Below are 25,580 nucleotides of genomic sequence, written 5' to 3' on the forward strand. Positions count from 1 at the left end.
CGGATCAGCCGTCCACGCGGAAGGTCAGGGTGGTGGTGCCGAGCTGGATCATGTCGCCGGGGTTGAGGGCGACCGCGGAGACGCGCTGGCCGTTGACCATCGTGCCGTTGGTCGACCCGAGGTCGGTCAGCACCACCTGGCCGCCGTCGAAGTCCAGCCGGGCGTGTCGCCGGGAGATGCCGACGTCGGGCAGGCGCAGGTTGGCCTGGTCGCCGCGGCCGATCACGGTCGAGCCCATCTGGAGCGGGTAGGTGCGGCCGTCGCCGGAGACCAGCCGGACGTTGCGGCCGGCGCCGTGCCCCGGCGGCGGGCCGTAGCCGCCTCCCTGGTCGTACGCCGGGTACGCGGGCGGGCCGGCGTCGTAGCCGCCGGGCGCGGAGACCGGGGCGACCTCGCCACCGGTGTAGACCTCGGCGGTGACCCGGAACATGCCGGTGTCCAGCCCTTCGCCGCGCTCGATCTCGACGATCACGTCGCCGTAGACCGTCCAGGCCTGCTCGCCGATGAACTCCGCCTGCGACTGGGCCAGCTCCTGGGCCAGCGCGGCAGCGTACGGCGCCAGCCGACTGTGGTCGTACGGCGAGAGATCGATCACGTAGCGGTTGGGCACCAACGTGCGGCCACCAGCAAGGATGGCCTTGTGCGCCTCGGCCTCCCGCTGCATGGCGTTGAGGATCTCCACGGGGTGGACCACCCCTTTGAAGACCTTGGCGAAAGCCCCTTCGACCAGGCCTTCCAGACGCTTCTCGAAGCGTTGCAGCACGCTCACCGGCTCCTCCTCGGGTCCCGAGGACATGATGGTATCCGGCCGGGGCGCATGCAGCTCGCGCGCCGCTCGGCGGCCTGGCGGCGGCCCGTTCCTCGGGGGCGCGTCGGGCGTGCTACTGTTTCGTCCGCCGCGAACGGTGACCGCTCAACAGAGCGTAACCGGTCGGGGCACGACAGAGGACACCCAGATCGTCCCGGGCCGCTGGCGACAGCGACCGGCGGCACAGGCTAGAGTGTTCGAGGTCGAAGCCACGGGGATGTGGCGGAATGGCAGACGCGCACGGTTCAGGTCCGTGTGTCCGAAAGGACGTGGGGGTTCAACTCCCCCCATCCCCACCAGATGACGAGGGCTCCGCGATCGCGGGGCCCTCGCTTCGTGTCGGGAGCGGGCCGGACGGATCGGGGCGTGCCGGACGTCACGCTATGCTCCGATGGTTTCCAGCCTCCTATTGACCAGGAGTGGCGTGTGAGTGTCGCGTTGGTGACCGGGTCGGGCGGTCTGATCGGCTCCGAGGCGGTCCGGCACTTCGCCGGTCTCGGCCTGGACGTGGTCGGTATCGACAACGACATGCGGCAGGAGTTCTTCGGCGCCGAGGCGTCGACCGCGTGGAACGTCCGGCGGCTGACCGACGAGCTGGGGTCGGCGTACTCGCACCACAGCATCGACATCCGCGACCGGGACACGCTGGCGAAGCTCTTCGCCCGGTACGGCCGGGACATCGCCGTGGTGATCCACACCGCCGCGCAGCCCTCGCACGACTGGGCGGTCCGTGATCCGTTCACCGACTTCGACGTGAACGCCGTCGGCACCCTCAACGTCCTGCAGAACGTGCGGGAGCACTGCATCGAGGCGCCGGTGATCCACTGCTCGACGAACAAGGTCTACGGCGACCGGCCCAACAGCCTCCCCTACGTGGAGCTGGAGACCCGCTGGGAGATCGAGCCGGGCCACCCGTACGAGCGGGGCATCCGGGAGGACATGTCGATCGACTCGTCCCTGCACTCGATCTTCGGCGCCTCCAAGGTCGCCGCGGACGTGATGGTGCAGGAGTACGGGCGCTACTTCGACATGCGCACCGCCTGCTTCCGGGGCGGCACACTGACCGGCCCGGCGCACTCCGCCACCGAGCTGCACGGCTTCCTGGGGTACGTGATGCGCGCCAACATGGAGCGCCGCACGTACAAGATCTACGGCTGGCAGGGCAAGCAGGTCCGGGACGCCATCCACAGCTCGGACGTGGTCTCGGCCTTCGAGGCGTTCTTCCGCAACCCGCGCTCGGCGGCGGTCTACAACCTGGGCGGTGGCCGACACTCCAACACCTCGATGCGGGAGGCGATCAGCCTGGCCGAGCAGATCACCGGCCAGGAGATGATCTCCGAGTACGTCGAGGCGAACCGGGTCGGCGACCACAAGTGGTGGATCGGCTCGAACGAGGCGTTCCAGGCCGACTACCCGGACTGGAAGCAGGTCTACGACGTACCGATGATCATGCGGGAGATCCACGAGGCCAACGTCGACAAGTGGGTGCCGGGAGCATGACCGCCACGGGCAAGCGCAACGTCCTCGGTGTCCTGGTCGACGCCACCGACTACGCCTCGGCGACCGAGCAGGTCGTGGCCGCGGCCCGGGAGCGGCGGCCGCTGGCGCTGACCGCGCTGGCCGTGCACGGCGTGATGACCGGGGTGCTCGACCCGGCGCACAACGCCCGGCTCAACTCCTTCGACGTGGTCACCCCGGACGGGCAGCCGGTCCGCTGGGCGCTCAACCTGCTGCACCACGCCGGTCTGTCGGACCGGGTCTACGGCCCGACGCTGACCCTGCACGTGCTGCGCCGCTTCGCCGACGAAGGGCTGCCGGTCTACCTCTACGGTTCGACCGAGGAGACCCTGGCGAAGCTGATCCCGGCGCTGGAGCGGATGTTCCCCGCCCTCAAGATCGCCGGGGTGGAGCCGTCCAAGTTCCGCGAGGTCCGACCGGGCGAGGACGCCGAGATCGCCGACCGGATCAGGGCCAGCGGCGCGCGGCTCGTGCTGGTCGGGCTGGGCTGCCCGCGCCAGGAGGTCTTCGCGTACGCCATGCGGCCACTGCTGGACATGCCGCTGATGGCGGTCGGCGCGGCCTTCGACTACCACGCCGGCCTGCTCAGGCAGCCGCCGCCGTGGATGCAGCGGGCCGGGCTGGAGTGGTTCTGGCGGCTCGGCCTGGAGCCGAAGCGGCTCTGGCGCCGGTACGTCATCCTCAATCCCGCCTACCTGGCCCGGCTCACCGGTCAGAAGACCGGCCTGTGGAAGGCCCGGCCGCCGGCCCCGGCCACCGAGCGCCCGCCGACCTTCGCCGTCTGACCCGACGCGTACGAGGCCCTTCCCACCCACCGGTGGGAAGGGCCTCGGCCGTCACGCGGGCGCTAGAGGGTCAGCGTCCAGGTGTTGATGTAGCCGGTGTCGCCGTAGTAGACGTCCCGCACCTGCAGCCGCCAGGTGCCGTTCGCCGCCTCACTCGACAGGTTGACGGTGTAGGTGGTGTTGATGTTGTCGGTGCCGTCCCAGAAGCTGCTGTTCTTCAGCCGGTAGGTCGAGCCGTCCGGGGCGACCAGGTCGACCACCAGGTCACCGCGGTAGGTGTGCACGATGTTCACCGCGACCTTCGAGGTGGACGAGGCGTTCCGGTTGCAGTCCGCGATCGAGATCGAGCTGCTCACCGTGGCGCCGTCCGGGATCGCCACGTCGGTGCCGTTGGTGCCGGAGCAGCCGCCACCGCTGCCACCGGTCACGGTCAGCGAGTACGTCGCGGTCTTCGAGCCGGAGGTCGCGGTGCCCCTGACGGTCACCGTGTACGTGCCGGACGGCGTGCTCGCCGAGGTCGCGATGGTGAGCGTCGACGAACCACCCGAGGTGACCGTGGCCGGGTTGAACGAGGCGGTCGCCCCGGAGGGCAGCCCGCTGGCGGAGAGGCTCACCGACTGGGCGGCGCCGTTGGTGGTGGCGGTCGCCACGGTGGCGGTGACGGAGCCGCCCGGCGCGGTGGAGCCGGAGGTCGGCGACACCGACACGGAGAAGTCGTTGGGCGGCGGCGGGGTGCCGTCGTTCACCACGTACAGCAGCTTGTTCGGCGAGCCGGTGCCGGGGTTGCCGACCGCGTTGCTGGTGGCGTTGGTGACCAGGTAGTCCCGGACCTGCTGCGCGGTCCAGGACGGGTTGGCCGAGGCGACCAGGGCCGCGGCGCCCACGACGTGCGGGGTCGCCATCGAGGTGCCGCTGATGGTGTTGGTCGCGGTGTCGCTGTTGTACCAGGCCGAGGTGATCGACGAGCCCGGGGCGAAGATGTCCAGGCAGGTGCCGATGTTGGAGAACGACGACCGGGCGTCGGTGTTGGTCGTCGAGCCGACCGTGATGCCCTCGGCGGTACGGGCGGGCGAGGTGTTGCAGGCGTTGCCGCCGGAGTCGTTCCCGGCCGCCAGGCCGTAGGTGATGCCCGAGTTGATGGAGTTGCGCACGGCGGTGTCGAGCGTGCTGTTGGCGCCGCCGCCGAGGCTCATGTTCGCCACGGCCGGCTTGACGGCGTTCTGGGTCACCCAGTCGACGCCGCCGATGACGCCGGCGTTCGTGCCGCTGCCCTGGCAGTTCAGCACCCGGACGCCGACGAGCCGGACGCCCTTCGCCACCCCGTACGCGTTGCCGCCCACGGTGCCGGCGACGTGCGTGCCGTGGCCGTTGCAGTCGTCGGCGGAGCCGCCGTCGACCGCGTCGTAGCCGGAGACGGCCCGCCCGCCGAAGTCGCTGTGGCTGAACCGGATGCCGGTGTCGATGATGTAGGCGTGCACGTTGCTCGCCGTGTTCGGGTACGTGTAGGAGTTGTCCAGCGGCAGGCTGCGCTGGTCGATCCGGTCCAGGCCCCAGGACGGCGGGTTGGTCTGGGTGCCGGAGATCGAGACGGTGTGGTTCTGCTCCACGTACGCCACGGCGGGGTCGGCGGCGATCCGGGCGGCGGCCCGCGCGTCGACCCGGGCCTCGAAGCCGCGCAGCGCGGCGCCGTAGGTGCGGGCGACCGAGCCGCCGTGCCGGCCGACCAGCCGCTGCGCGTCGTCGCCGACCCGGGTGCGGGCGACGGCGCTGTCCTTGAAGACGACGATGTAGCTGTCCGCCACGGCGGTGGGGCCGCCTGCGGCGCGGATCGTTCCGACGGGCTCGGCCGCCATCGCCGGCGTGGCGGTCGCGACCATGGCCAGCGTGGCCAGCCCGACGAATAGGGACCTGTGCGGAAGTGCCATCCTCTACCTCCCTCGACCCGGTGGGCGGCGTCCGCCCACCCACGACGGGCAGATCGACGACCACCGATCGATCAAGGGTAGGTCCGGGATCGCGGCCGGATAACATGCCGACTTACCCATAACACCGGAGGGATGGACCGTGCCGCGTTGAGGGCCTCCTTCGAGCACTCCCGCCACCACGGCGCGACGTCCGGCGCGCACCCCGTCGGATGTCACCGGGAGCACCCGGCGCATCAGCGGCTGTCACCCCTACGGGTGCAATGAAGGGGCGGCCCCGGGTCGACCCTGGATTCGTCGACGCCGGAGAGGGGCGAGGCTGTCCGGCATGGAGAGTGAGCTCGCCGCCCTGGCCCCGATCGCCGTGGTCTGGCTGGCCGTCGGGATCGTGGCGGACGGGCTGCCCCGGCTGGACCGCGCCCGCGCGCTGCGCCGGCGTACCGGATGGTTGCTCGCCCTGACCCTGACCGGCCTCGGCCTCACGGCGGCGGTGCTGGCCGCCGGCCTGACCAGCGCCGGGGCCACGCCGGCCGACCGGGCGGCGGCCGGCCTGACGCTGGCGGCCGCCCCCACTCTCGTCGTGGCAGCCTGCACGGTACGCCGCGTGCGCCGGCTCCGGGCCGGCGCACGCGCGTTCGCCACCGCGCCCGGGACTCCCGCGCCGCACGGCCTGCGGGCCGCCGCGGCGCACCCGCTGATCGGTCTACCGGTGCAGGTGACCGCCCTGGCCACCCTGCCACCCGTGCTCTCGGCCGCCGGGCTCGACCTCGCCGCCGGCACCGGCCCGGCCGTCACGGTGGGCGGTCTCGTGGTCATCGCGATCGGGGTACGCCACGCGCTCCGGCACAGCCGGCTCGCCGAGCGGGCGCTGCCGGCGGCACCGGTGCTCGCCGCGTCACCGATCTCAGCGCGAGCGGCCGGGCCCCTGCACGTATAGCAGTTCGAGGATGGCCCGGGTCGCCTCGAACCACCGGTCCAGCCAGCCCGGGGGCGGCACGCTCCCCTTCGGCGGCAACTCCAGCAGCAGGCCGCGCAGCAGCGGATGGTCGACCAGCGAGTCGGTCGGCCCGACCGGCCAGCCGGCGGGTGGGAACGACGGCTCGGTGAGCGGGTTCGGGTCGAGCGAGGGCAACGACAGCGGTGTGGCCTGCTCCTGGTTGGCCGGGCCGGAGTCCCGCCCGCCGATCTCGGTGTCGGTGGACACGACCTCGGTCAGCACGGTGTCCCGGCGCGCGCCCCGGTACTTGCCGCCGAACCGTTCCGCCTTGCCCGGCCCGTTCGTGAGGTTGTCTGAACCGATCGTCGTCATCCGTCTCGCCTGCCTCGCTCGGTCGTCGATCCGTGCGGCGGGTCGTCTACCAGCGCCGTACCGAGGGTTCAACGAGACGGGACGGATGTGGCGACGGGCCGACCGGGAGATCCCGGCCGACCCGCTGTCAACGCCACGTCGCGTTGCTCAGTGCTGCATGAACGCGCCACTCCGCGCGCCGGCGACGAAGGCGTGCCAGTCGCCCGGAGCGAAGATCAGGGCCGGGCCTGTCTTGTCCTTCGAGTCCCGAACCCCGACCGCCCCCGTCACGTACGCCACCTCGACGCAGTTGTCGCAGTTCGGCCCGCTCTTCGAGCTCTTGAACCACGTCGCCCGCGTCAGGTCCACGGGGTACTCCTTGGTCGCCATTTCCACAGCGGCTCCTCTACCAGTTTTGCGATGTGAGCTATGGATTCGTCCGGGCGAATGGCCGCTGCTCGAATGTGATCGAAGATGAAGCTGTACTTCTGCAGTTCGTCGCTCTTCTCCAGGAAGAGCCCACCCGTGGCGTTCTCCGCGTACACGACATCGGGATCACTCGGTTCGGGGAAGCTGAGGATGGTGAACGTGCCGTCCATGCCCGCGTGCGCGCCCACCTCGAAGGGCAGGACCTGCAACGTCACGTTCGGCAGTTCGGCCACCTCCACCAACCGCTTGAGCTGGCCACGCATCACGTCGTCGCCACCAACCGGCCGGCTCAGCACCGCCTCGTCGAGCACCACCCACAGATCGACCGGATCGTCCTGGGTCAACAACGACTGACGCCCCAGCCGGACACGCACCCGTTGTTGCACCTGGTCGACGGTGAAGTCCGGGCGGGCCGCCCGGATCATGGCACTGGCGTACTCCTCGGTCTCCAGCAGTCCCGGCACCACCTGCTGTTCGTACGCCCTTATCGAACTGGCCGCCGCCTCCAGTCCGACGTACGCCCCGACCAGCACCGTGCTGTACGGATGCCACCACCCCTTCTGCCGGGCCTCCCGCGCGATCTGCACCAGTTCGTCGCTCTCGGTGCCCACCACGCCGTAGATCCGCAGCATGTCACGGACGTCGCGCGGGGTCGCCGAGGTGTGGCCGGTCTCGATCCGGGAGATCTTCGACGCGGAGCACTCCAACTGTTCGGCGACCACCTCGATGGTGATTCCGGCCGCCTCCCGCTGGCGGCGGAGTTCCGCCCCCAGCCGGCGGCGCCGGATGGTGGGGCTGCGCCGCTCGCTCACCGCGTCACCCCGCAGGTCGCTGCACCGCATCGGCCGTGCCTCGCGCTCACCCGGTTACCTCCGGTCGCACGCGCCTGGCCTCCACACCCGCCGAGGGCGCGACCGGATGGCGGGCGATCGTTCGCGGCAGGGGTGGTGCCGGTCGTCGACCGGCCGCGGCGGGCGAAACCGGCGTCCAGTGTGCCGTCCCGGGGTCGGCGTCTTCAAGCGCCTGGATCACATGTCGCACTCACGTATCGGCAAAAGTCGACATGCAACTTGCATGTCGCACGAGGCTGATGCAGTCTGTCCGTATGGCTCGGATCACTCACCGTTCCCGGACGCTTTCCCGCCGTGGCGAACCCACCGGCAGCCGGACGACGGTCGGGCGGCCCGCGCCGGCTGCGACGACGAGACCTGCCCCGGGGTGAGGACCCCGCCGCTGCACGCCGGACGGCTGCGGCGGCGGGAGCGGTACCCGGGAGCAGCCGGGTGATGGTCGGGTGGCGGTCCGCCACCAGCGGGTACGGCCCGACCAGCACCGACCTATCCATCGGTCCATGTGGCACGACCCGCCCACGAGGCCGAGCACTTCCCCCCGATCGCCTCCGGCCGGTGCCACGCCGGCCATGTCTCGACAGGAGCCCATGTGCTTCCCCGCTCTGGTGACGTACTGCACGTGACTCGCGCGGCGAGTGTCCAGTTCCTCAGGCCCATCACGTTCCGGGTCATCCGGGTACTCGACTGGCCCACCTACGACGGTTGGCTCTGGCTCGACGGTTACGAGTTGAACGCTTCGGGGGACGCGGTCAACCGGCGGTCGATCTTCGTCCAGCAGGCCGGCCTCCGGACGCTCCAGGCCGCGCCCGCGCCGCGCCCACACACCGTGCGGCCCCGGCGGCCGCTCAACCGGGCGCCCGTTCCGGTGGGCTGAGCTGCGCCATTACCCGGTCGGGGGCCGTTCCGTCGCCATAGACTCGGTACGCCCACCCCGGCGAACGTCTCCACCCCGCGCGTCCCGGACCCTGAACCTGGGATGGCCATGCTTCCTATGCCCGCCGCGCGGCGGCACCACAGGTCCCGTACCGGTTACGCCTTCGGGCTGATGGCGCTGGTCGGCGCCGCCCTCACGCTCGTCGTGGTGGTGCGGTACCCGGCCGAGTCGGCGACCCGGCTGGCCGAGCCGGTGCCGGCCCCCGAGATCACCGTCGTCGAGGCCCCAGCCGGCGACGGGAACCTGGGTGAGCCCGGTGACCCGGACGACTGGAGTCTCCCCGCCGGTGCCGGGCGGGGCCTCGACGCCGGAACGGAGACGGGTGCCGCGGGCGACCCACCCTCCGGCACCGACCCGACGACCGGCACCGGTCCGGGCGCCGGCGGCGGCGAGGGGGCGCTCGCCGGCGCACCGGCCGGCCGGTCGTCGACCGACCAACGGCAGGCGCTCAGCCAGTCGCTCTTCTGGTCGGGGCTGCTCGGGCTGGCGATCTCACTCGCCGGGCTGGGCCTGGTGGGGACCAGACGCCGGATGTGGTGACCCGGGGGATGTGGTGACCCGGGGATGTGGTGACTCAGGGGGTCGGGCTCGCCTCGGGCGTGGGCTCGTCGGAGCCGGTGGGTGACGGGGAGGGCGACGGAGCGGTGGCCACTACCAGCGTCACCTCGTCCTCACCGGGGCGGACCAGCTCACCCGCGTCCGGATCGGTCTCGATCACGGTGCCCGGCGCCTGCTCCGACGACTCCCGGGTCTCCACCCGGTACGACAGGCCGATCCGGTCCAGGATCCGTTCCGCAGTCGCCCTGGACTGCCCCACGAGGGGCGGCATCGGCACCCGGGCCGCCGCCGTGGTCGGTGGCGTGCTGGGCGACTCCGTGGTGGGCGCGGCGCTCGTCGGGGCGGCCGTGGTCGCCGGAGCGCTGGTCGGCGACGGGGGCGGGGTGGGGTCCTCGTCCCGCTCGTCCGCCGCCCGCAGCGCCAGCCAGATTCCCGCACCGAGGGCACCGAGCAGGAGCAGCGCCAGGATCCCGAGCAGGATCGGCATCCACCAGTGGCCGGGGCGCTGCTCCTCGCCGTACCACTCGGCCGGTTCGCGGTAGTCGGCCGGACGGGGTGGCGGCACTCCCGCCCGCCCGGACCAGACGGCCGGGGCGGGCTGCTCCGCCGAGGGCCCGGCACCCGCCGGCGGCAGCGGCCGGGTCCGGTCGATCGGCTCCTGAGGAGCCGTCGCGTCCAGCGGCTCCTGTCGGGCCGTCGCGTCCAGCGGTGGTGGCGCGGCGGTGCGGTCCTCGGGCGGGGGCAGCGGGCGTGTCGCGTCGTCGGCGGGCTCCTGGCGGTCGTCGCTCATCGCACGTCCTCTCCCACCGGGCAGGCGTCGTGGCCCTCGCCCATCCACGGTAACGGGCACGGTCACCAGCCACCGGGATCAGCGCCCCGACCCGCCCGCCGGGCCCTGGATCAGTCGCCCTCCTCCTCGGCGCAGGAGACGGCGACCTTGTCGTTCCAACGGGCGGTCGCACCGGCCGCCGGGACCTGGGCGGTCACCGTGCCGGCACGGCCCGTCGGGTAGCGCGGGTAGAGGCCCCGCTCGCCGAGCTGCTCGGCGACGTCGGCGCAGTCGTCGTCGACCAGGTCGGGGACCTCGACCTCCGGGGCCGGTCCGGCCACGTACACCCGGACGGTGGTGCCCCGGGAGACCGGGGTGCCGGGAGCCGGGTAGGTCCGCACCACGTCCCGTCCCGACCCGCTGCCGAAAACCAGCCGCCAGCTCAGCTTCCGGTCCCGTAGCTCCTTGCGGGCCTTCTCGAAGTCCGTGCCGAGGAGCTCGGGCACCGTCAGGTCGTACGAACTGCGCGACGGGGCCGGCGGGGTGGTCGGCCGGGCGGTGGTGGGCGGCGCCGCCGGAGCCGGCAGGGTCGACCGGGACGGGGAGCCGCTGGCCGACGCGGCGGCCGACGGCACGGTCGGCGACGACCGACCCGGGTCGGCCAGCAGCCACCCGGCGGTCGCCCCGACGGAAGACAGCAGGACGAGCGCCAACGCGCCGCCGAGAACCAGGGACGCCCGGCCCGGACGCCCGGGCTCCGCACCGTCCGGAAGGGTGTGTCCGTCGCTCATCGCGCTCCCGCCTCGTCACCGGCGACCGTACCGGGTGCCGCCAACCCGTCACCGCACGTCGAGCGGGCATCGCCACGACTCGCCGGGCCGACCAGGGGACGCTACGCTGCCCCGCATGGCCAGACGAGGCTGGGGAGCATCGGGCGCCACCGCGGTCGGCGTGGCTGCCGGCGTGGGCGCGGCACAACTGGGCTTCGCCTACGGGCTGGGCATCATCGACTGGGCGCCGGCCGAGGCCGCGCGTACCGAGGCGGCGTGGTTCGCCAGCCTCGCGTGGGCGACCTGGATCGCGGCCGTCTCCGGGGTGCTCGGCGCCGTCTGCGCGCAGCGGCTCGACGACCGGGGCGACGCCGACGCACCGTCGGGCGGCACGCTGCGCCGGGTGACGCTGGCAGTCGCCGGGGCGGTGGGCGCGTCGTTGACCGTGCTGCTGGTCGCCGTGCCGGCCCGGGCGGCCACCGTGCCGGACATCTTCGCCCCGCAGACCGTCGCCGCCGGGTACGCGGCCGTCGGTGTCCTGCTCGGGCTGCTGGCCGCCCTCTGGGCGCTCTCGTCGCGGGCCGCCGCGACCAACGTGGTCGCCACGGTCGGCTGGCTCTGGCTGCTCGCCGTGGTCTCGGTGGTGGACGGCGTGCTCGCCGGCCGCGGCCTGGCCACCGCCCAGCTCGGCATCTGGCAGATCAGCGGCGACCGGCCCGGCTACTGGCTCCGCGACTACGTGTACTGGCCGGGGGTCCTCCTCGCCGCCGGCTCGGCGCTGGTGATCGGCGCGCTGGCCGCACGGCGTACCGCCCGGGTGGCGGAGCGTCGCCTCGGCGCGGCCGTCTCCGGGGCGGCCGGACCGCTGCTGGTCGCGGTGGCCTACTTCCTCGCCGTACCCCGGCTCGCCTCGATCACCCCGGCGCAGGTGTCGGCCCAGCTCTTCGCCCCGTACGCGGTGGTCGTCGGCGCGGCCGGCTCGGTGCTGATGGCGGCGCTCGCCCAGCGCGCCGAACGTCGCGCCGCCGTCCGGCAGCAGGTGACCGTGCCCCGGCAGCGCACCGGCGAACCCACGACCGACGACGAGCACGCCACCGACGACCCGACCCGGGCCGAGACGCCCGCGCTCACCGGTGCCCGACGCACCGGCCGTACGCCTGGAACGGGTGCCGCGACGACCGGCCCGGCGGTGGGCCCGACGCTCGCCGCCGCGGAACCGGCCGAGGCGGGCCGGGCGGCCGAGCCCGCCGGGCCGGCGGCGACCGGCCCGGCCACCGGCGCCCGGCCGCGCGGCACCTCGGCCCGGCGTGGCCGCACCACCGCACCCGACCCGGCCGGAGCCGACCCGTCGGTCCCGGCGTCGACGGGCGACGCCTCCGCCGCCGTGCCGCCGACCGGCGGCACGGCCACGGCCGCGAAGTCAGACGAGGCGGCCCCCGGCACCGGCCCGAAGCCTCGGCCCGGTCGCCGCGCCCGCTGACTCGAGCAACGGCGACCGATCAGGCACGGCGTCGGGGTCAGTCGACCGGCCAGGTGTGCACGGGCTCGTTGCTGCGCTGAAGCTGCGCGTAGCGGCCGGCCATGTGGTGCAATGCGGCGTCCCGGTCCAGGCCGTGCCGCCGCTCGGCCGCCCAGACCGCCTCGGTCTGCCACACCGCGCCGTTGCGGCCGGTACGACAGCGCTGCTCGATGATGCCGAGCAGCCGGTCCCGCTCGGCCGGGGCGACGCCGAACCGGTCCAGGCCGGTCGCGGCCGTCGGCAGCAGGGTGTCCAGGACCAGCCTGGTCACCGGTACGTCACCGAGGCGGGGCCAGTGCAGGACGGCGTCCATGCCCCGGCGCGCGGCGGCGTGGAAGTTCTCCTCGGCGGAGCTGAAGGTGAGCTGGCTCCAGATCGGCCGGTCCGCCTCGGCGAGCCCTCGGGCCAGGCCGAAGTAGAAGGCGGCGTTGGCCAGCATGTCGACCACGGTCGGGCCGGCGGGCAGCACCCGGTTCTCCACCCGCAGGTGCGGGCGGCCGTCCATGATGTCGTAGACCGGGCGGTTCCAGCGGTAGACGGTGCCGTTGTGCAGTCGCAGCTCGGCCAGCTGCGGTACGCCGCCGGCGTGCAGCACCTCGACCGGGTCCTCGTCCTCGCAGATCGGCAGCAGCGGCGGGAAGTAGCGGACGTTCTCCTCGAACAGGTCGAAGATCGAGGTGATCCACCGCTCGCCGAACCACACCCGGGGGCGGACGCCCTGGGCCTTCAGCTCGTCGGGGCGGGTGTCGGTGGCCTGCTGGAACAGGGCGATCCGGGTCTCCGCCCAGAGCTGTCGCCCGTACAGGAAAGGGGAGTTGGCACCGACCGCGACCTGGACTCCCGCGATGGCCTGGGAGGCGTTCCAGTAGTCGGCGAAGCTGTCCGGCGCGACCTGGAGGTGGAACTGGAGGCTGGTGCAGGCGGCCTCCGGGGCGATCGAGTCGGTGTGGGTCTGGAGCCGTTCGACGCCCCGGATGTCGAGTTCGATGTCCTCGCCCCGGGCACCGACGATCTGGTCGTTGAGCACCCGGTAGCGCTCGTTGGTGGAGAGGTTGTCCGCCACCAGGTGGCGCTCGGTGAGGGTGGGCAGGATGCCGACCAGGACGATCCGGGCATCGGACTTCGCCGCCCGTTCGTCGGCCCTGGTCAGGCTGCTGTGCAGGTCCTGCTCGTAGTCGGTGAAGCCGGTGCCCTCGATCAGTCGGGGCTTGGCGTTGAGTTCCAGGTTGAACTGGCCCAGCTCGGTCTGAAACAGCGGGTCGGCGATGGCGGCCAGGATCTCCTCGTTGCGCATCGCCGGCTCGGCCGCCGGGTCCATCAGGTTGAGTTCGATCTCCAGGCCGGTCATCGGTCGGTCCGCGTCGAAGCCGAAGTCGTCCAGCATCAATGCGAAGACGTCCAGGCAGCGCCGGACCTTCTGCCGATAGCGGACCCGGTCCTCCCGGGAGAAGGCGCCCTGCTCGACGTCTCTACCCATGTGCCCTCCAGGCGCGAGGCGCGCGGAACCGTGTCGTTCCGCCGCGCGTTGTGAACAACCACGGTAAGAGCGACATCTCGCCAGGGCCAGAGCCTTGGGTCGGCGGCGCTCCGGGCCTCTCTACCCACCTGCCCCCGTCGGCACCGGTACAGGTTGCCACCCTCACGTGACGATTCGCACCCGGATGTGGCGAACGCCCCGGCCGGGAGGGGGCGGGGCGTTCGCGCGGAGGTGCCTCAGGCCTGGCGGACGGCCTCGCCCTCGATCTCGATCTTGATCTTCTTGCCGACCAGGACGCCGCCCGTCTCCAGGGCCACGTTCCAGGTCAGGCCGAAGTCCTCCCGGTCGATCTCGGTGGTGGCGGTGAATCCGAAGACGTCGGCGCCGAACGGGGTACGGCCGACGCCCTCGAACTCGACCTCCAGCTCGACCTGGCGGGTGACGCCCCGGATGGTCAGGTCACCGAGCAGGACGAAATCGTTGCCGTCGCGGGACTTCACGGCGGTGCTGCGGTACTCCAGCGTCGGGAAGGTCTCGACGTCGAGGAACTCGGGGTTGCGCAGGTGGGCGTCCCGGTCGGCCTGCTTGGTGTCGATGCTGGCCGCCTGGATGGTGGCGGTGACCGAGGACTGCATCGGGTCCTCGGCGACGGTGATGGTGGCGGAGGCGTCGCCGAACTCGCCACGCACCTTGCTGACCATCATGTGCCGCGCCACGAAGCCGACCCGCTTGTGCGCGGCGTCCAGCAGGTAGGTGCCGGCGGTGGGGATGGTAAGGCCTTCCCAGTCGCGGGTAACCGACTCGGTGCTGGTCATGAAGCTGCCCTCCAGGAGAGAATGTTTAGTAGCCCAACGACTGACCGAGCAACTATAGCCACAGCAATATTCCTCGTGTCAACCATTGATAGGATGACCAGGTGGAAAAGAACGTGTTCGACGACCCCCGGATCACCGCCGTCGGCCTGCTCGTCGAGGCACACGCCGGGCTGTCGGCCCGCTTCGCCGTGCAGTACGAGGAGCACGGCCTCTCGGCCGTCGAGTTCGAGGTGCTGATGCGTCTCGCCCGCTCGCCCGGCAACCAGCTGCGGATGACCGACCTCGCCGCTCAGACCTCCCTCTCCACCAGCGGTGTCACCCGGGTCGTCGACCGGATGGAACGCGACGGACTGCTCTGCCGGCGGGCCTGCCCGTCCGACCGGCGCAGCTCGTACGCGGTGGTCACCCCGTCCGGGCTGCGCCGGCTGGACGAGACCCTCCCCGGCCACTTGCGGATCATCGAGCAGTGGTTCACCGGCCAACTCGAACCGGAGGCCCTCACGGCGATGCTCGACGGGCTGCGCCGGGTACGCGACGCCGTCCACCCGGGCGCGACCGCCGGCAGCACCGACCCGGCCCCGTCGGACGAGCCTCCCTCGCCGCTCGCCTGAGTCGCGGGAGCCACCGGCAGAACCACCGGCAGAACTGCGGCGCCCGGTCAGGACAACCCCGGGAAGACGCGCAAAGCGGACGACTCGGCTGGCTAACCTTCGACTCGCGCGGGGGAGCACCGGGGGGTGCAGGGCGCGAGCGATGCGGCGAGGGGTGTCAGGGGGCTTCCTCGCTCGCGCCTCCCCGCCCGCCGGAAAACACGCCGGCTCAGGTGCCCGCCGGAAGTCGCAGCGCTCTCAGGTGCCCGTACGGGAGTCGCGGAGCAGCCCCACCTCGTACGGCAGGAGCCGGATCCCGCTCTCCCGGCAGGCCCGGTCCAGACGGTTCCGGACGGCCGGGTCGCCGGTGCTCGCCGCCAGGCCCACCAGCGCCTCGACCACGTCCCGCCCGTCCTGACCATCGGCACCGGCCTCCACCGCCACGCCGAACCACTCCGCCGCCAACTCCCGGTCACCCCGGTGCAGCGCCACCGTCCCCTCGATCAGGGCGCAGATCCCCTCCTCCGGCCGGACGACCGCGGACGCCGCCACCCCGGGCGGGGAGCCCCCCGACGGGACGCCCCCGGGCGCGGAGGCCACGGCCGGCGACGTCACCGACACAGCGAGCCCGGACACCGCCCGGCCCCCGAGCGTCGTCGCCGGCCGGTCGGCCGCCACCGGCCCGGAGCGTCCCGGCCCGGACACCACACCGTCGGCCCGGCCCGCGTCCGCGCACAGTTCGGTGAGGACCTCGGCGGCCTCGTCGGCCCGACCGTCCCGGGCGAGCGCCAGCCCCACCGTGCCGAGCACCCGGCGGCGGTGCCCCGGATCGCCGAGCTCGGCCAGCGCCGCGGCCACCCGCCGGCCCAGCTCCACCGCCTCGGCGTACCGGCCCTGGTGGCGGGCCACCTCGGCGAGGTTGGCCCGGGCCAGCAGGCGCAGTCGCCGCTCACCGCACTGGGCCGCCAGCCGGTCCACCCTGGCGAGTCGGCGTCGGGCGCCGGCCAGGTCGCCGAGGCGGATCTCGTGCCAGGTGAGGTTGTTCTGGGCGACCGCCATGTCGCGTACCCGGCCGTGCCGGGTGGCCAGGGCGAGCACCGCCCGCGCCTGGTCGCGCGCCTCGTCGTACCCGCCGGTGGCGATGAGCAGCGCGCAGAGCACCGTACGCGCCTCCAGCTCACCGGTGACGTCGACATGCGCGGTGAACGCGTCGAGCGCCGCCCGGGCCGCCGGCAACTCCTGCGCCCCGGCACCGTGCTCGGCGGCCAGCCGGGCCACCCCGAGCAGCGCCCACGCCCGCAGCACCGGGTCGGCATCGGCGGTACGCGGATCCGCCAGCAGCCGCCGCAGCCACTGCCGGCCGGTGACGTCCCGGCCGCGCAGCCGCCACCAGCGGGTCAACGACGCCGCCAGCCGCAGGGCGGTGAGCGGGTCGTCGTTGGCGGCGTGGGCCAGTGCGGCGCTGATGTCGCTGGTCACCTCGTCCAACTGGCGTACCGCCCGGGTCAGCTCCGGGCCGACCAGGTCCGGTGCGGTACGCACCACCAGCCGGGTCACCACCACCGCGTGCCGGCGGCGGATCGGGGTCAGCTCGCCACGGCCGGCCGCCCGCTCACCGGCGAAGTCGCGTACCGCGTCGAGCAGCCGGAACCGGAACGGCCCGGTGCCACGGACGCTGAGCAGGCCCAGCTCGACCAGCCGGTCCAGCAGCGGAACCGGGTCGGTGACGGTGCCACCGCCGTCGGCCAGCAGTTCCTCGGCCAGCTCCACCGACCACCGGTTGGCGAAGACCGAGAGCCGCCGCAACGCCGCGCGCTCGGGGCAAGCGAGCAGGCGGTAGCTGGTCGCCACGGCCTCCCGCAGGGTCACCGCCACGGCGGCCCGGACGGCGGAGCCGGCCGGCTCCCACCCCCGCCGGCCCAGGTCGGCGCTGGCCAGGTCGAGGACGCGGTCGCCGTACCGGTCGAGCAGTTCGCCGAGGTCGAGGATCCGACCCCGGGCGGCCATCAGCTCGATCGCGAGCGGCAGCCCGCCGAGCCGGCGCACGAGCGCGGCCAGGGCCGGCAGTTCCCGCTGGTCGGGCGGTTCCCGACGGACCCGGGCGAGCCGGGCCGTGAAGAGCGCCGCCGCCGGGTACCGGGCCAGCTCGGCGGCGTCGACCACGTCGGGCGGGGGAACGTCCAGCGGGGCGACCGGCCGGACCAGTTCCCCCGGTACGCCCACCGGGTGCCGGCCGGTCACCAGCACCCGCAGGGTGGGCACCGCGTCGGTGAGCCGCCGCAACGCCTCGGCGACCGGGTCCGGCGCGCGTTCCACCGCGTCCACCAGGATCAACGCCGCACGGCCCCGCAGCCGTACGGCGAGGTCGGGCAGCCGGGACGCGCCGAGGACCGCGCCGACCGCGGCGAGCACGTCGGCCGGGTCGGAGCCCTCGCCGACCAGCACCCCGGCCACCCCGCCCGGGTGCGCGTCGACCACCTCGTGCGCCACCGCCAGGGCCAGCGCGGTCTTGCCGACGCCGGCGAGCCCGACCAGGCTCACCACCGGTGGTCCCGCCTCGTCGGTGAGCAGCGCGGCGAGGTCGGCCCGGTCCCGCTCCCGGCCGATCAGCTCGACCGGGGGCGGGAGCGCGAACGGCGTACCCGGAGTGGCGGCGGAAGCGGAGGCGGCGGCGGTGCGCTCCCCGCTTCCGGCTGCGGTCCGGCCCCGGGCGGCGGACAGGAAGGCGGCCCGGGGGCCGTCGGCGAGGCCGAGCGCGTCGGCGAGCAGTTCGACGGTGCTGCGCTGCGGCCGGCTGGCCCGGCCGCGCTCCAGGTCGCGGACCGTCCGCACGCCGATCCCGGCCCGCTGGGCCAGCTCGGCCTGGGTGAGACCGGCGGCCGACCGGTGCCCCCGCAACAGCTCCCCGAGGGGGGTACGACCATCCGGGCCCAACTGGTGATCATGAGCCGGAGTCATGGGCAGGAAGGGTACGGATGGGATACGACGGCGGACACCGGTACGTCGTATCGCCGACGCCCCGGAATGCGACGGGTCCCCGCCACCCGGTCGGTGCGGCGGGGACCCGTCGACGCCTCAGACGCCCAGGTCGCGGGCGATGATCATCCGCTGCACCTCGGAGGTGCCCTCACCGATCTCCAGGATCTTGGAGTCCCGCCAGAAGCGCGCCACCGGGTACTCGTTCATGAAGCCGTAGCCGCCGTGGATCTGGGTGGCCTCGCGGGCGTTGTCGACGGCGACCGTGCTGGCGTGCAGCTTGGCGATCGCGGCCTGCCGCTTGAACGGCTCGCCGGCCAGCATCCGGGCGGCGGCGTCGTAGTACGCGAGCCGGGCGGTGTGCGCCTTCATCTCCATGTCGGCGATCTTGAACTGGATCGCCTGGTAGTTGCCGATCGGCTGGCCGAACGCGTGGCGCTCCTTCGCGTACTTGATCGACTCGTCGACGCAGCCCTGGGCGAGGCCGACGGCGAGCGCGGCGATGGCGATCCGGCCCTCGTCGAGGATGCGCAGGAACTGGGCGAACCCGCGGCCCCGCTCACCGAGCAGGTTGGCCGCCGGCACCCGGCAGTCGTCGAAGGTCAGCTCGTGGGTGTCCGAGGCGGTCCAGCCGACCTTGGAGTAGCCCGGCGCGACCGTGAAGCCGGGGGTGCCCGACGGCACGATGATGGTGGACAGTTCCTTGGCACCGTCCGGCCGGGTGCCGGTGACCGCGGTGACGGTGACCAGCGCGGTGATGTCGGTGCCCGAGTTGGTGATGAACGCCTTCGAGCCGTTGATCACCCATTCGTTCGTCGTCTCGTCCAGCACCGCCCGGGTCTGGGTGCCACCGGCGTCGGAGCCGGTGCCCGGCTCGGTCAGCCCGAAGGCCGCCAGGGCCTCGCCGCTGAGCAGCTTCGGCAGCCACTGCGCCTTCTGCTCGTCGGTGCCGAAGCGGTAGATGGGCATCGCGCCGAGCGAGACCGCCGCCTCCAGGGTGATCGCCACGCTGGAGTCGACCCGGGCCAGCTCCTCCAGGGCCAGGCAGAGCGCGAAGTAGTCGCCGCCCATGCCGCCGTGCTCCTCGCCGAAGGGCAGGCCGAACAGGCCCATCTTGCCCATCTGCCGGATGATCTCGTACGGGAAGGTGTGCTTCTCGTAGTGCTCCCCGATCACCGGGGCGATCACCTCGCGGGCGAACTCCCGCACGCTGGACCGCAGCGCCTCTTGTTCCTCACTGAGCCGGAAGTCCATCTCATCCTCCTGTGTGGACGGTCCGCCGGGCGCTCGTGACGCCGGGACGGGTCGTACTGGCCGGTGCGGTCCGGGCCTTGCCTGCCGGTCGTTGCCGCCGGGTTCTTGCTGCTCGGGTGTTGCGCTTCGGGTGTTGCGTGCCGGCTGGCGCTCCTGCACGGTCCACGGGACCGGCGGCGCCGGCGCGGTGGCCGGGCCGCCGGTGCGGGTCAGACCGGGGTGACGCCGTGCCGACGCCGGGAGAAGTGCCGGTCCTTGGTACGGGCGGCGGCGAACCGGCGGACCAGCTCGGCGCGGAGCTCGTGCGGCTCGACGATCGCGTCGACCACCAGCTCACTGGCGAGCCGGACGACGTCGATGTCCCGCTCGTACTCCTCGCGCTTCGCGGCGACGAAGGCGGCCCGCTCGGCCTCGTCGGCGATCGCGGCGATCTTGTTGGCGTAGACGGCGTTGACCGCGGCCTCCGCGCCCATCACCGCGATCTTGGCGGTGGGGAGCGCGATCGTGGCGTCCGGCTCGAAGCCGGGGCCGGCCATCGCGTAGAGGCCCGCGCCGTACGCCTTGCGGACCACCACGCAGATCTTCGGCACGGTCGCCTCCGAGATCGCGGTGATCATCTTGGCCCCGTGCCGGATGATGCCCTGCTTCTCCACCGCGCTGCCGACCATGAACCCGGGCACGTCGCTCAGGAACAGCAGCGGCACGTTGAACGCGTCGCAGAGCTGCACGAACCGGGTCGCCTTGTCGGCCGAGTCGACGAAGAGCACCCCACCCTTGAACATCGAGTTGTTGCCGACCACACCGACGACCTCGCCGTTCAGCCGGCCGAAGCCGATGGTCAGCTCCTTGGCCCAGAGCGCCTGGATCTCGAAGAAGCTGCCGTCGTCGAGCAGGCCCTTGACGTACCGGCGCATGTCGAACGCCTGCCGCTCGCTGGCCGGCACCAGCGCGGCCAGTTCGACCTTCTCCGACGCCGGCACCGGCTCCACGGCCGGCGGCTGCTGCGTCCAGTTCGCCGGCAGGTACGACAGGTACCGCTTCACCACGTCGAGCGCGTCGGCCTCGGTCTTGCAGAGGAAGTGCCCGACGCCGGACTCGGCGCAGTGCACCTTGGCCCCGCCCATCGCCTCCAGCGTGGTCTTCTCACCGGTGACCATCTCGACCATGCGGTCCGAGCCGAGGTACATGCTGGCGTTGCCGTCCACCATGGCCACCACGTCGCAGAACGCCGGGATGTACGCCCCGCCGGCCGCACTGGGCCCGAAGAGCGCGCAGACCTGCGGGATCGAGCCGGACGCGCGAACCTGGTTCCAGAAGATCTTCCCGGCGCCACGCCGACCGGGGAAGAGCTCGACCTGGTCGGTGATCCGGGCGCCGGCCGAGTCGACCAGGTAGACCATCGGGACGCTCGTGGTGTACGCCCGCTCGATGATCCGAATGATCTTCTCGACGGTACGCGCGCCCCAACTGCCGGCCTTGACCGTCGAGTCGTTCGCCATCAGGCAGACCTGCCGGCCGTCGATGGTGGCGGTGCCGGTGACCACACCGTCGGCGGGCAACCCTTCGGCCATCGCGTTGGCGTAGAGGCCGTCCTCGACGAACGACCCCTCGTCCACCAGGAGCGCGACCCGCTCCCGGGCGAAGAGCTTTCCCTTGGCGGCGTTCGCCGCGTGGTACTTGTCCGCACCGCCGGCCCGGGCGCGCTTGCGCAGCTGCTCCAGTGCCTCACCGTCGAGCGTCACGCCGACTCCCTCGTCCCCTGCGCCGCCCGCCTCGTGAGCAGACCCGCCTGACCTGAACGATCGTTAGGCTAGCGCATCCGGCCCTGCCCCGGCGACCCGCCGCACCCTCCCGTCGATCCGCGCACGCCGCCCGTCCCCCGGTGCCCGTCCCCGTGGGACGTTGCCGATCCAGCGAGCGTGATCGACTCCATGTCGCATGACTGGCGATGTCCGGCCGATCGGACACCACCACACCGCCGACATGGAGTCGATCATGCGCAGGACCGCCGAGGGACCGGCGCAGCCCGGCCGCCGTGGCGGACGCTCCACTCCCACCTGTGGACGAGCGAGGCGGGCGCGGGAGGCGCCAGGCCGGCAGGAAGTCAGGAGGGCAGGGGCGTGAGGCGGGTACGGGGTCCGGCACGCAGGACCCCGGAGGGCAGGCGTTTGCCGGTCAACTCCTCGGCCAACTCGGCAGCCTCGATCAGGGCGTCCAGGTCGATGCCGGTGTCGATCCCCATGTCGTGCAGCATGTGCACCGCCTCCTCGGTGGCCAGGTTGCCGCTGGCCCCGGGCGCGTACGGGCAGCCGCCGAGGCCGCCGACGCTGGCGTCGAACTCGGTGACGCCGAGTTCCAGGGCGGTGAGCATGTTCGCCAGCGCGGTGCCCCGGGTGTTGTGGAAGTGCAGCAGCACCGGAACGTGGGCGTTGCGGTCGCGTACGGCGGTGAGCAGTTCGCGGACCCGGCGGGGCGTACCCATGCCGGTGGTGTCGCCGAACGCCACCCGGTCGGCACCGTCCCGGACCACCCGGTCGACGATGCCGGCGACCCGGAGCGGGTCCACGTCCCCCTCGTACGGGCAGCCGAAGCTGGTCGCCACGATCACCTCGGCCCGGGCTCCCGCGCCGTGCAGCAGGTCGATCAGTTCGGCGATGTCGTCCAGCGACTCTTCGGTGCAGCGGTTGACGTTGCGCCGGTTGTGGGTGTCACTGGCCGAGACGACGACCTCGATCTCGGTGAAGCCGGCGGCCAGGGCGCGCTGCGCACCCCGGGTGTTGGGCACCAGGGCCGAGTAGCGCACCCCGTCCGCCTTCGTGGCCCGCTGCCACACCTCGTCGGCGTCGGCCATCTGCGGGATCGCCTTCGGGTGGACGAACGACACCGCCTCGATCCGCCGTACGCCGGTGCGGGACAGGGCGTCGAGCAGTCGCACCTTGGAGTCGGTGGGGATCGGCTCCTCGTTCTGGAGCCCGTCCCGTGGCCCGACCTCCCGGATGGAGACGAAGTCCGGCAGTTCCGCCATAAGGGGTCACCTCACTGTGACGGTGGTACGCGATGGATACCCCACCCTCCCACCCCACCCCACCCCTCCGCACCCACCACCCCGGTCCGGCCGCCCCTGCCCACCTAGGTTGATCATCAAGTTGTCACCCGCCACACCGGCGTGCAGCAGCAATAACTTCATGATCACCGGGGCGTTGGGGGAGGAAGGGGGTCAGCGCATGCGGGTGACGATGCCGGTGTCGTAGTCGCCCGAGATGAACTCGGCGTTCTCCAGCAGCTCGGCGAAGAAGGGGAGGTTGTTCTTCGGGCCGGCCAGCTCGAACGCGGCGACCGCCGTCCTCGCGCGGTCGATCGCCTCGGCCCGGGTGGCGCCGCTGACGATGAGCTTGGCCATCAGGCTGTCGTAGAACGGGGTGACCGTGTTGCCCTCGACGTAGCCGGAGTCCACCCGGACACCCTCGCCGGTCGGCTCCACCCAGGTCTTGATCACGCCGGGGCCGGGCAGGAAGCGCTTCGGGTCCTCGGCGTTGACCCGCAGCTCGATGGCGTGCCCGCGCGGGGCGAGCGCGTCCGGGTCGAAGGTCGGCGCGAGGCCGGCGGCCACCCGCAGCTGCTCCTCGACCAGGTCGACGCCGTACACCAGCTCGGTCACCGGGTGCTCCACCTGCAGGCGGGTGTTCATCTCCAGGAAGAAGAATTCTTCGGAGCCGGGGCCATCACCCTGGAAGTCCCGCTGACGCGGGACCAACAGGCACTCGACCGTGCCGGCGTTGCGGTAGCCGACCGCCTCGCCGGCGCGTACCGCCGCAGCCAGGAAACGCTCCCGCAGCTCCGGGGAGACCGCCGGGGAGGGCGACTCCTCGACCAGCTTCTGGTTGCGCCGCTGCACCGAGCACTCCCGCTCACCGAGCGCCACCACCCGACCGTCGGCCAGGCCGAGGATCTGCACCTCGACGTGGCGTACCCGGGGGAAGTACCGCTCGATCAGCACCGAGCCGTCGCCGAACATCCGCTCGGCGAACGAGCGCACCTTGTCGTACTCGGTGCGCAACGCGTCCTCGTCGTTGGCCACGCCCATGCCCATGCCGCCGCCACCGGCCGCGGCCTTGACCATCACCGGGTAACCGATCTCCGCCGCGGCGGCCACCGCCGCGTCCAGGTCGGCCGCCGGGTCGGTGGTGCCGGGCGCGACCGGGACCCCGGCCGCCGCCATCAGGTTCCGCGCGTTGATCTTGTCGCCCATCGCGGTGATCGCGTCCGCGCCGGGCCCGACCCAGATCAGCCCGCTGGCCTCGACGGTACGGGCGAAGTCCGCATTCTCGGAGAGGAAGCCGTAGCCGGGGTGGATCGCCTGCGCGCCGGTGGACTTCGCGGCGGCGAGGATCGCCTCCACGTTCCGGTAGCTCTGCGCCGGGTTGGCCGGACCGACGCAGACGGCCTCGTCCGCCTCGGCGACGAACGGCAGGCCGGCGTCGGCCTCCGAGTGCACCGCGATCGCACGGATGCCGAGCCGCCTGGCGGTACGGATGATCCGGCGGGCGATCTCGCCCCGGTTGGCGACCAGCAGCGACTCGATCATTTTTCCTCCCGACGTCCAGGGGTGGGGACGGCTGCCAGGTAACCACGGCCCCCCGGTTACTGACGAGTCACCACCCCGCCCCACCCCACCCCGAACCCCCTCCCCCGCCCACCCCGTTCCGGCGCGCGATCTTGCAGTTCCGGCCGCGACAAAAGGGGGCGAGACACGCATATCGACGGCCCCAAGTGCAAGATCGACGAGGGCTGGCGGGGGCTCCTGGGGGAGGGCTCGGGGGGGTGGGTCAGGCGGGGGTGGTGGGGGCGAGGAGGGCGGTCAGGGTGGCGGCGCGGAGCAGCTCGGCGCGGCGACGGCGGTCCACCTCGCCGCCGAGGAACGGCGTCGAGTTCATCAGGCCGAACGCGGCGTGGGCGAGCACCCGCGCCTCCCCGTCGGGCAGATCGGGGTGCAGCGCGGTCAGCACCGTCACCCACTCCTCGACGTAGAGCCGCTGGAGCCGGCGGATACGGCGGCGCGGCTCGTCGGGAAGCCGGTCCAACTCGTGCAGGTGCAGCGCGATGACGGCCGGATTGGCCAGGGCAAATTCGACGTGGAAGTCGATCAGCGACTCCAGTGCGGCGCGCGGGTCGCCCGGTCGGCCGACGGCCCGGTCCCGGCCGCCGTCGAGCAACCCTTCGCTGACCGGGATCAGCGCGGCGACCAGCATCGCCTCCTTGCCGGCGAAGTGGTGGTAGAGGGCCGGACCGGTCACCCCCGCCGCGGCACCGATGTCGTCCATCGACACCCCGTGGTAGCCGCGCGCGGCGAAGAGGCCGACCGCGATCTCCAGGATCTCGTCCCGGCGGGACCGCCGTCGACCCGTACCCGCCACGCCGTTCGCCCCGATCCGCGCCTGCTGTTCCACCGCCACCGGGCAAGCCTAGACCGCGTCCGCACCGTGGTGGAGGCTCGGTTACCCACCGGTCGCCTCACATCTCTGCCCGTGCCGGCACCACACCGTCGGCCCGGGTGCCGTGCCTACCGGCTGCGCCTGCCGGCCACCGTCTCCTCCCCGGTTCGGGCTGGTCACGCTCGCGGCGTGGTGGGGACTGCGACCGGTGGCTGCGGCGCCGGTCGACGTCCCGCCCACCAGCGCCGGGACAGCAGCCCGGCCAGGGCCGCGCCGGTCGCGTTGAGCAGCACGTCGTCGACCGAGGTGACCCGGCCGAGGTCGAGCGCGTACTGCAACGACTCGACCAGCACGGAGCCGGCGGCCCCGAGCAGGAAGAGCCGGCCGACGCCGGCGAGGGCTGCGGAGCGTACCGGGGCGAGGAAGCCCAGCGCGGCGAAGACCAGCAGGTTGCCGACGACCTGGACCACGACGGTGGCCGGGGGGCCGGCCTCGACCAGGTCGACGAGGTCGCGCACCGGGACGAGGTTGACGTCGCCGGGAGCATCGCGAGGGGTGAGGATCATCCAGAGCCAGGGCAGCGTCCCGGCGACCATGCCGATCTCGGCGGCGCTGCGCCACCACGCCTCGTCGCGGGTGGACACGTCTTGCCGGCGGCGGGCCATCAGCACGGTGAGCAGCACCGTCACCGGCACCGCGACCAGCGTGGCGAGCAGCACGTCGCCCCAGTCCCGCCACACCTGCCCCATCGGGGCAGCGTAGCGGCACCGGCGGGGCGGCGAGGCGCGTCACCGCCGGCGAGGATCGACCACCTTCCCGGCGGGCCGACACCGCCCGCCCACCCGACGGCGGGCCGGGAGGTTACCCCACCGGCAACACTCCTTA

Annotated in this window: 23 protein-coding genes and 1 tRNA gene; 8 read left to right on the forward strand and 16 right to left on the reverse strand. The window is 72.9% G+C overall.

What is annotated here, in order from left to right:
• Positions 1–4 precede the first annotated feature (4 nt).
• A complete protein-coding gene (locus tag GA0070560_RS09650) occupies positions 5–796 on the reverse strand; it encodes an FHA domain-containing protein (RefSeq protein WP_091293939.1) in 792 nt (263 codons plus the stop codon).
• Between the two features lie 225 nt (positions 797–1,021).
• Between GA0070560_RS09650 and GA0070560_RS09655 the strand changes: the two genes are divergently transcribed.
• The 3 genes from GA0070560_RS09655 to GA0070560_RS09665 all read left to right on the forward strand — a co-directional run bounded on the left by GA0070560_RS09655 (position 1,022) and on the right by GA0070560_RS09665 (position 3,111).
• Positions 1,022–1,107, forward strand: a tRNA-Leu gene (locus GA0070560_RS09655).
• A 127-nt stretch (positions 1,108–1,234) separates the two neighbouring features.
• Positions 1,235–2,308 carry an NAD-dependent epimerase/dehydratase family protein gene (locus GA0070560_RS09660; protein WP_091293942.1) on the forward strand — a complete coding sequence of 358 codons (1,074 nt, stop codon included), beginning with the start codon at positions 1,235–1,237 and terminating at the stop codon, positions 2,306–2,308.
• Positions 2,305–3,111, forward strand: a complete 807-nt coding sequence (locus tag GA0070560_RS09665) for a WecB/TagA/CpsF family glycosyltransferase (RefSeq protein WP_091294450.1) — start codon at positions 2,305–2,307, stop codon at positions 3,109–3,111. The genes GA0070560_RS09660 and GA0070560_RS09665 overlap by 4 nt, the downstream gene beginning before the upstream one ends.
• Positions 3,112–3,173: 62 nt before the next feature.
• Here GA0070560_RS09665 and GA0070560_RS09670 read toward each other — a convergent pair whose 3' ends face one another.
• Complete coding sequence (locus GA0070560_RS09670) at positions 3,174–5,036, reverse strand: S8 family peptidase (protein ID WP_091293944.1); 1,863 nt, start codon at positions 5,034–5,036, stop codon at positions 3,174–3,176.
• A gap of 325 nt (positions 5,037–5,361) precedes the next feature.
• Between GA0070560_RS09670 and GA0070560_RS09675 the strand changes: the two genes are divergently transcribed.
• The gene (locus tag GA0070560_RS09675; protein WP_091293947.1) at positions 5,362–5,970 is read left to right on the forward strand and encodes a hypothetical protein; all 609 of its coding nucleotides are present in this window, start codon (positions 5,362–5,364) and stop codon (positions 5,968–5,970) included.
• Here the strand turns inward: GA0070560_RS09675 and GA0070560_RS09680 are convergent.
• The 3 genes from GA0070560_RS09680 to GA0070560_RS09690 form a co-directional block, all read right to left on the reverse strand.
• On the reverse strand, positions 5,938–6,342 hold the full coding sequence (locus GA0070560_RS09680; RefSeq protein WP_091293950.1) for a hypothetical protein: 405 nt from the start codon (positions 6,340–6,342) through the stop codon (positions 5,938–5,940). The genes GA0070560_RS09675 and GA0070560_RS09680 overlap by 33 nt on opposite strands.
• A 147-nt stretch (positions 6,343–6,489) precedes the next feature.
• Entirely contained in the window at positions 6,490–6,711 is a 222-nt protein-coding gene (locus GA0070560_RS09685; RefSeq protein WP_091293953.1) for a DUF397 domain-containing protein, read from the reverse strand.
• On the reverse strand, positions 6,681–7,562 hold the full coding sequence (locus GA0070560_RS09690; protein ID WP_091294452.1) for a helix-turn-helix domain-containing protein: 882 nt from the start codon (positions 7,560–7,562) through the stop codon (positions 6,681–6,683). The genes GA0070560_RS09685 and GA0070560_RS09690 overlap by 31 nt, the downstream gene beginning before the upstream one ends.
• A 628-nt stretch (positions 7,563–8,190) precedes the next feature.
• Here GA0070560_RS09690 and GA0070560_RS09695 point away from each other — a divergent pair.
• On the forward strand, positions 8,191–8,475 hold the full coding sequence (locus tag GA0070560_RS09695) for a hypothetical protein (protein ID WP_091293956.1): 285 nt from the start codon (positions 8,191–8,193) through the stop codon (positions 8,473–8,475).
• 102 nt (positions 8,476–8,577) lie between these two features.
• Positions 8,578–9,075, forward strand: a complete 498-nt coding sequence (locus GA0070560_RS09700) for a hypothetical protein (protein WP_091293958.1) — start codon at positions 8,578–8,580, stop codon at positions 9,073–9,075.
• A gap of 34 nt (positions 9,076–9,109) precedes the next feature.
• On the opposite strand, the gene GA0070560_RS09705 is transcribed toward GA0070560_RS09700, so the two are convergent.
• Positions 9,110–9,883, reverse strand: a complete 774-nt coding sequence (locus tag GA0070560_RS09705; RefSeq protein WP_091293961.1) for a PASTA domain-containing protein — start codon at positions 9,881–9,883, stop codon at positions 9,110–9,112.
• 110 nt (positions 9,884–9,993) lie between these two features.
• The gene (locus GA0070560_RS09710) at positions 9,994–10,653 is read right to left on the reverse strand and encodes a PASTA domain-containing protein (RefSeq protein WP_091293964.1); all 660 of its coding nucleotides are present in this window, start codon (positions 10,651–10,653) and stop codon (positions 9,994–9,996) included.
• A 115-nt stretch (positions 10,654–10,768) separates the two neighbouring features.
• Between GA0070560_RS09710 and GA0070560_RS09715 the strand changes: the two genes are divergently transcribed.
• Positions 10,769–12,112, forward strand: a complete 1,344-nt coding sequence (locus GA0070560_RS09715) for a hypothetical protein (protein ID WP_245675446.1) — start codon at positions 10,769–10,771, stop codon at positions 12,110–12,112.
• Positions 12,113–12,149: 37 nt separating this feature from the next.
• Here the strand turns inward: GA0070560_RS09715 and GA0070560_RS09720 are convergent, their stop codons facing one another.
• Both GA0070560_RS09720 and GA0070560_RS09725 read right to left on the reverse strand, forming a co-directional pair.
• Entirely contained in the window at positions 12,150–13,628 is a 1,479-nt protein-coding gene (locus GA0070560_RS09720; RefSeq protein WP_091293967.1) for a glutamate-cysteine ligase family protein, read from the reverse strand.
• A gap of 236 nt (positions 13,629–13,864) precedes the next feature.
• Positions 13,865–14,443, reverse strand: a complete 579-nt coding sequence (locus tag GA0070560_RS09725; protein ID WP_091293970.1) for a YceI family protein — start codon at positions 14,441–14,443, stop codon at positions 13,865–13,867.
• A gap of 101 nt (positions 14,444–14,544) precedes the next feature.
• Between GA0070560_RS09725 and GA0070560_RS09730 the strand changes: the two genes are divergently transcribed.
• Positions 14,545–15,054 (forward strand): MarR family winged helix-turn-helix transcriptional regulator, encoded by a 510-nt coding sequence (locus GA0070560_RS09730; protein WP_091293973.1) that lies wholly within the window; start codon positions 14,545–14,547, stop codon positions 15,052–15,054.
• Between the two features lie 237 nt (positions 15,055–15,291).
• On the opposite strand, the gene GA0070560_RS09735 is transcribed toward GA0070560_RS09730, so the two are convergent.
• The 7 genes from GA0070560_RS09735 to GA0070560_RS09765 all read right to left on the reverse strand — a co-directional run bounded on the left by GA0070560_RS09735 (position 15,292) and on the right by GA0070560_RS09765 (position 25,444).
• A complete protein-coding gene (locus tag GA0070560_RS09735) occupies positions 15,292–17,991 on the reverse strand; it encodes an ATP-binding protein (protein WP_091293976.1) in 2,700 nt (899 codons plus the stop codon).
• Between the two features lie 117 nt (positions 17,992–18,108).
• On the reverse strand, positions 18,109–19,263 hold the full coding sequence (locus tag GA0070560_RS09740; protein ID WP_091293978.1) for an acyl-CoA dehydrogenase family protein: 1,155 nt from the start codon (positions 19,261–19,263) through the stop codon (positions 18,109–18,111).
• A 209-nt stretch (positions 19,264–19,472) separates the two neighbouring features.
• Positions 19,473–21,005: an acyl-CoA carboxylase subunit beta gene (locus tag GA0070560_RS09745; RefSeq protein ID WP_091293981.1), complete on the reverse strand. Its 1,533-nt coding sequence runs from the start codon at positions 21,003–21,005 to the stop codon at positions 19,473–19,475.
• Positions 21,006–21,367: 362 nt separating this feature from the next.
• Positions 21,368–22,279, reverse strand: coding sequence for a hydroxymethylglutaryl-CoA lyase (locus tag GA0070560_RS09750; protein ID WP_170839357.1), 912 nt, complete (start codon positions 22,277–22,279; stop codon positions 21,368–21,370).
• 201 nt (positions 22,280–22,480) lie between these two features.
• Positions 22,481–23,848, reverse strand: a complete 1,368-nt coding sequence (locus GA0070560_RS09755; protein WP_091293986.1) for an acetyl-CoA carboxylase biotin carboxylase subunit — start codon at positions 23,846–23,848, stop codon at positions 22,481–22,483.
• 241 nt (positions 23,849–24,089) lie between these two features.
• Positions 24,090–24,716 (reverse strand): TetR/AcrR family transcriptional regulator, encoded by a 627-nt coding sequence (locus GA0070560_RS09760; protein ID WP_091293988.1) that lies wholly within the window; start codon positions 24,714–24,716, stop codon positions 24,090–24,092.
• Positions 24,717–24,871: 155 nt separating this feature from the next.
• A complete protein-coding gene (locus tag GA0070560_RS09765) occupies positions 24,872–25,444 on the reverse strand; it encodes a VanZ family protein (protein WP_091293990.1) in 573 nt (190 codons plus the stop codon).
• Positions 25,445–25,580 lie beyond the last annotated feature (136 nt).

The sequence above is a fragment of the Micromonospora halophytica genome (genome assembly GCF_900090245.1).
Classification (GTDB): Bacteria; Actinomycetota; Actinomycetes; order Mycobacteriales; family Micromonosporaceae; genus Micromonospora; species Micromonospora halophytica.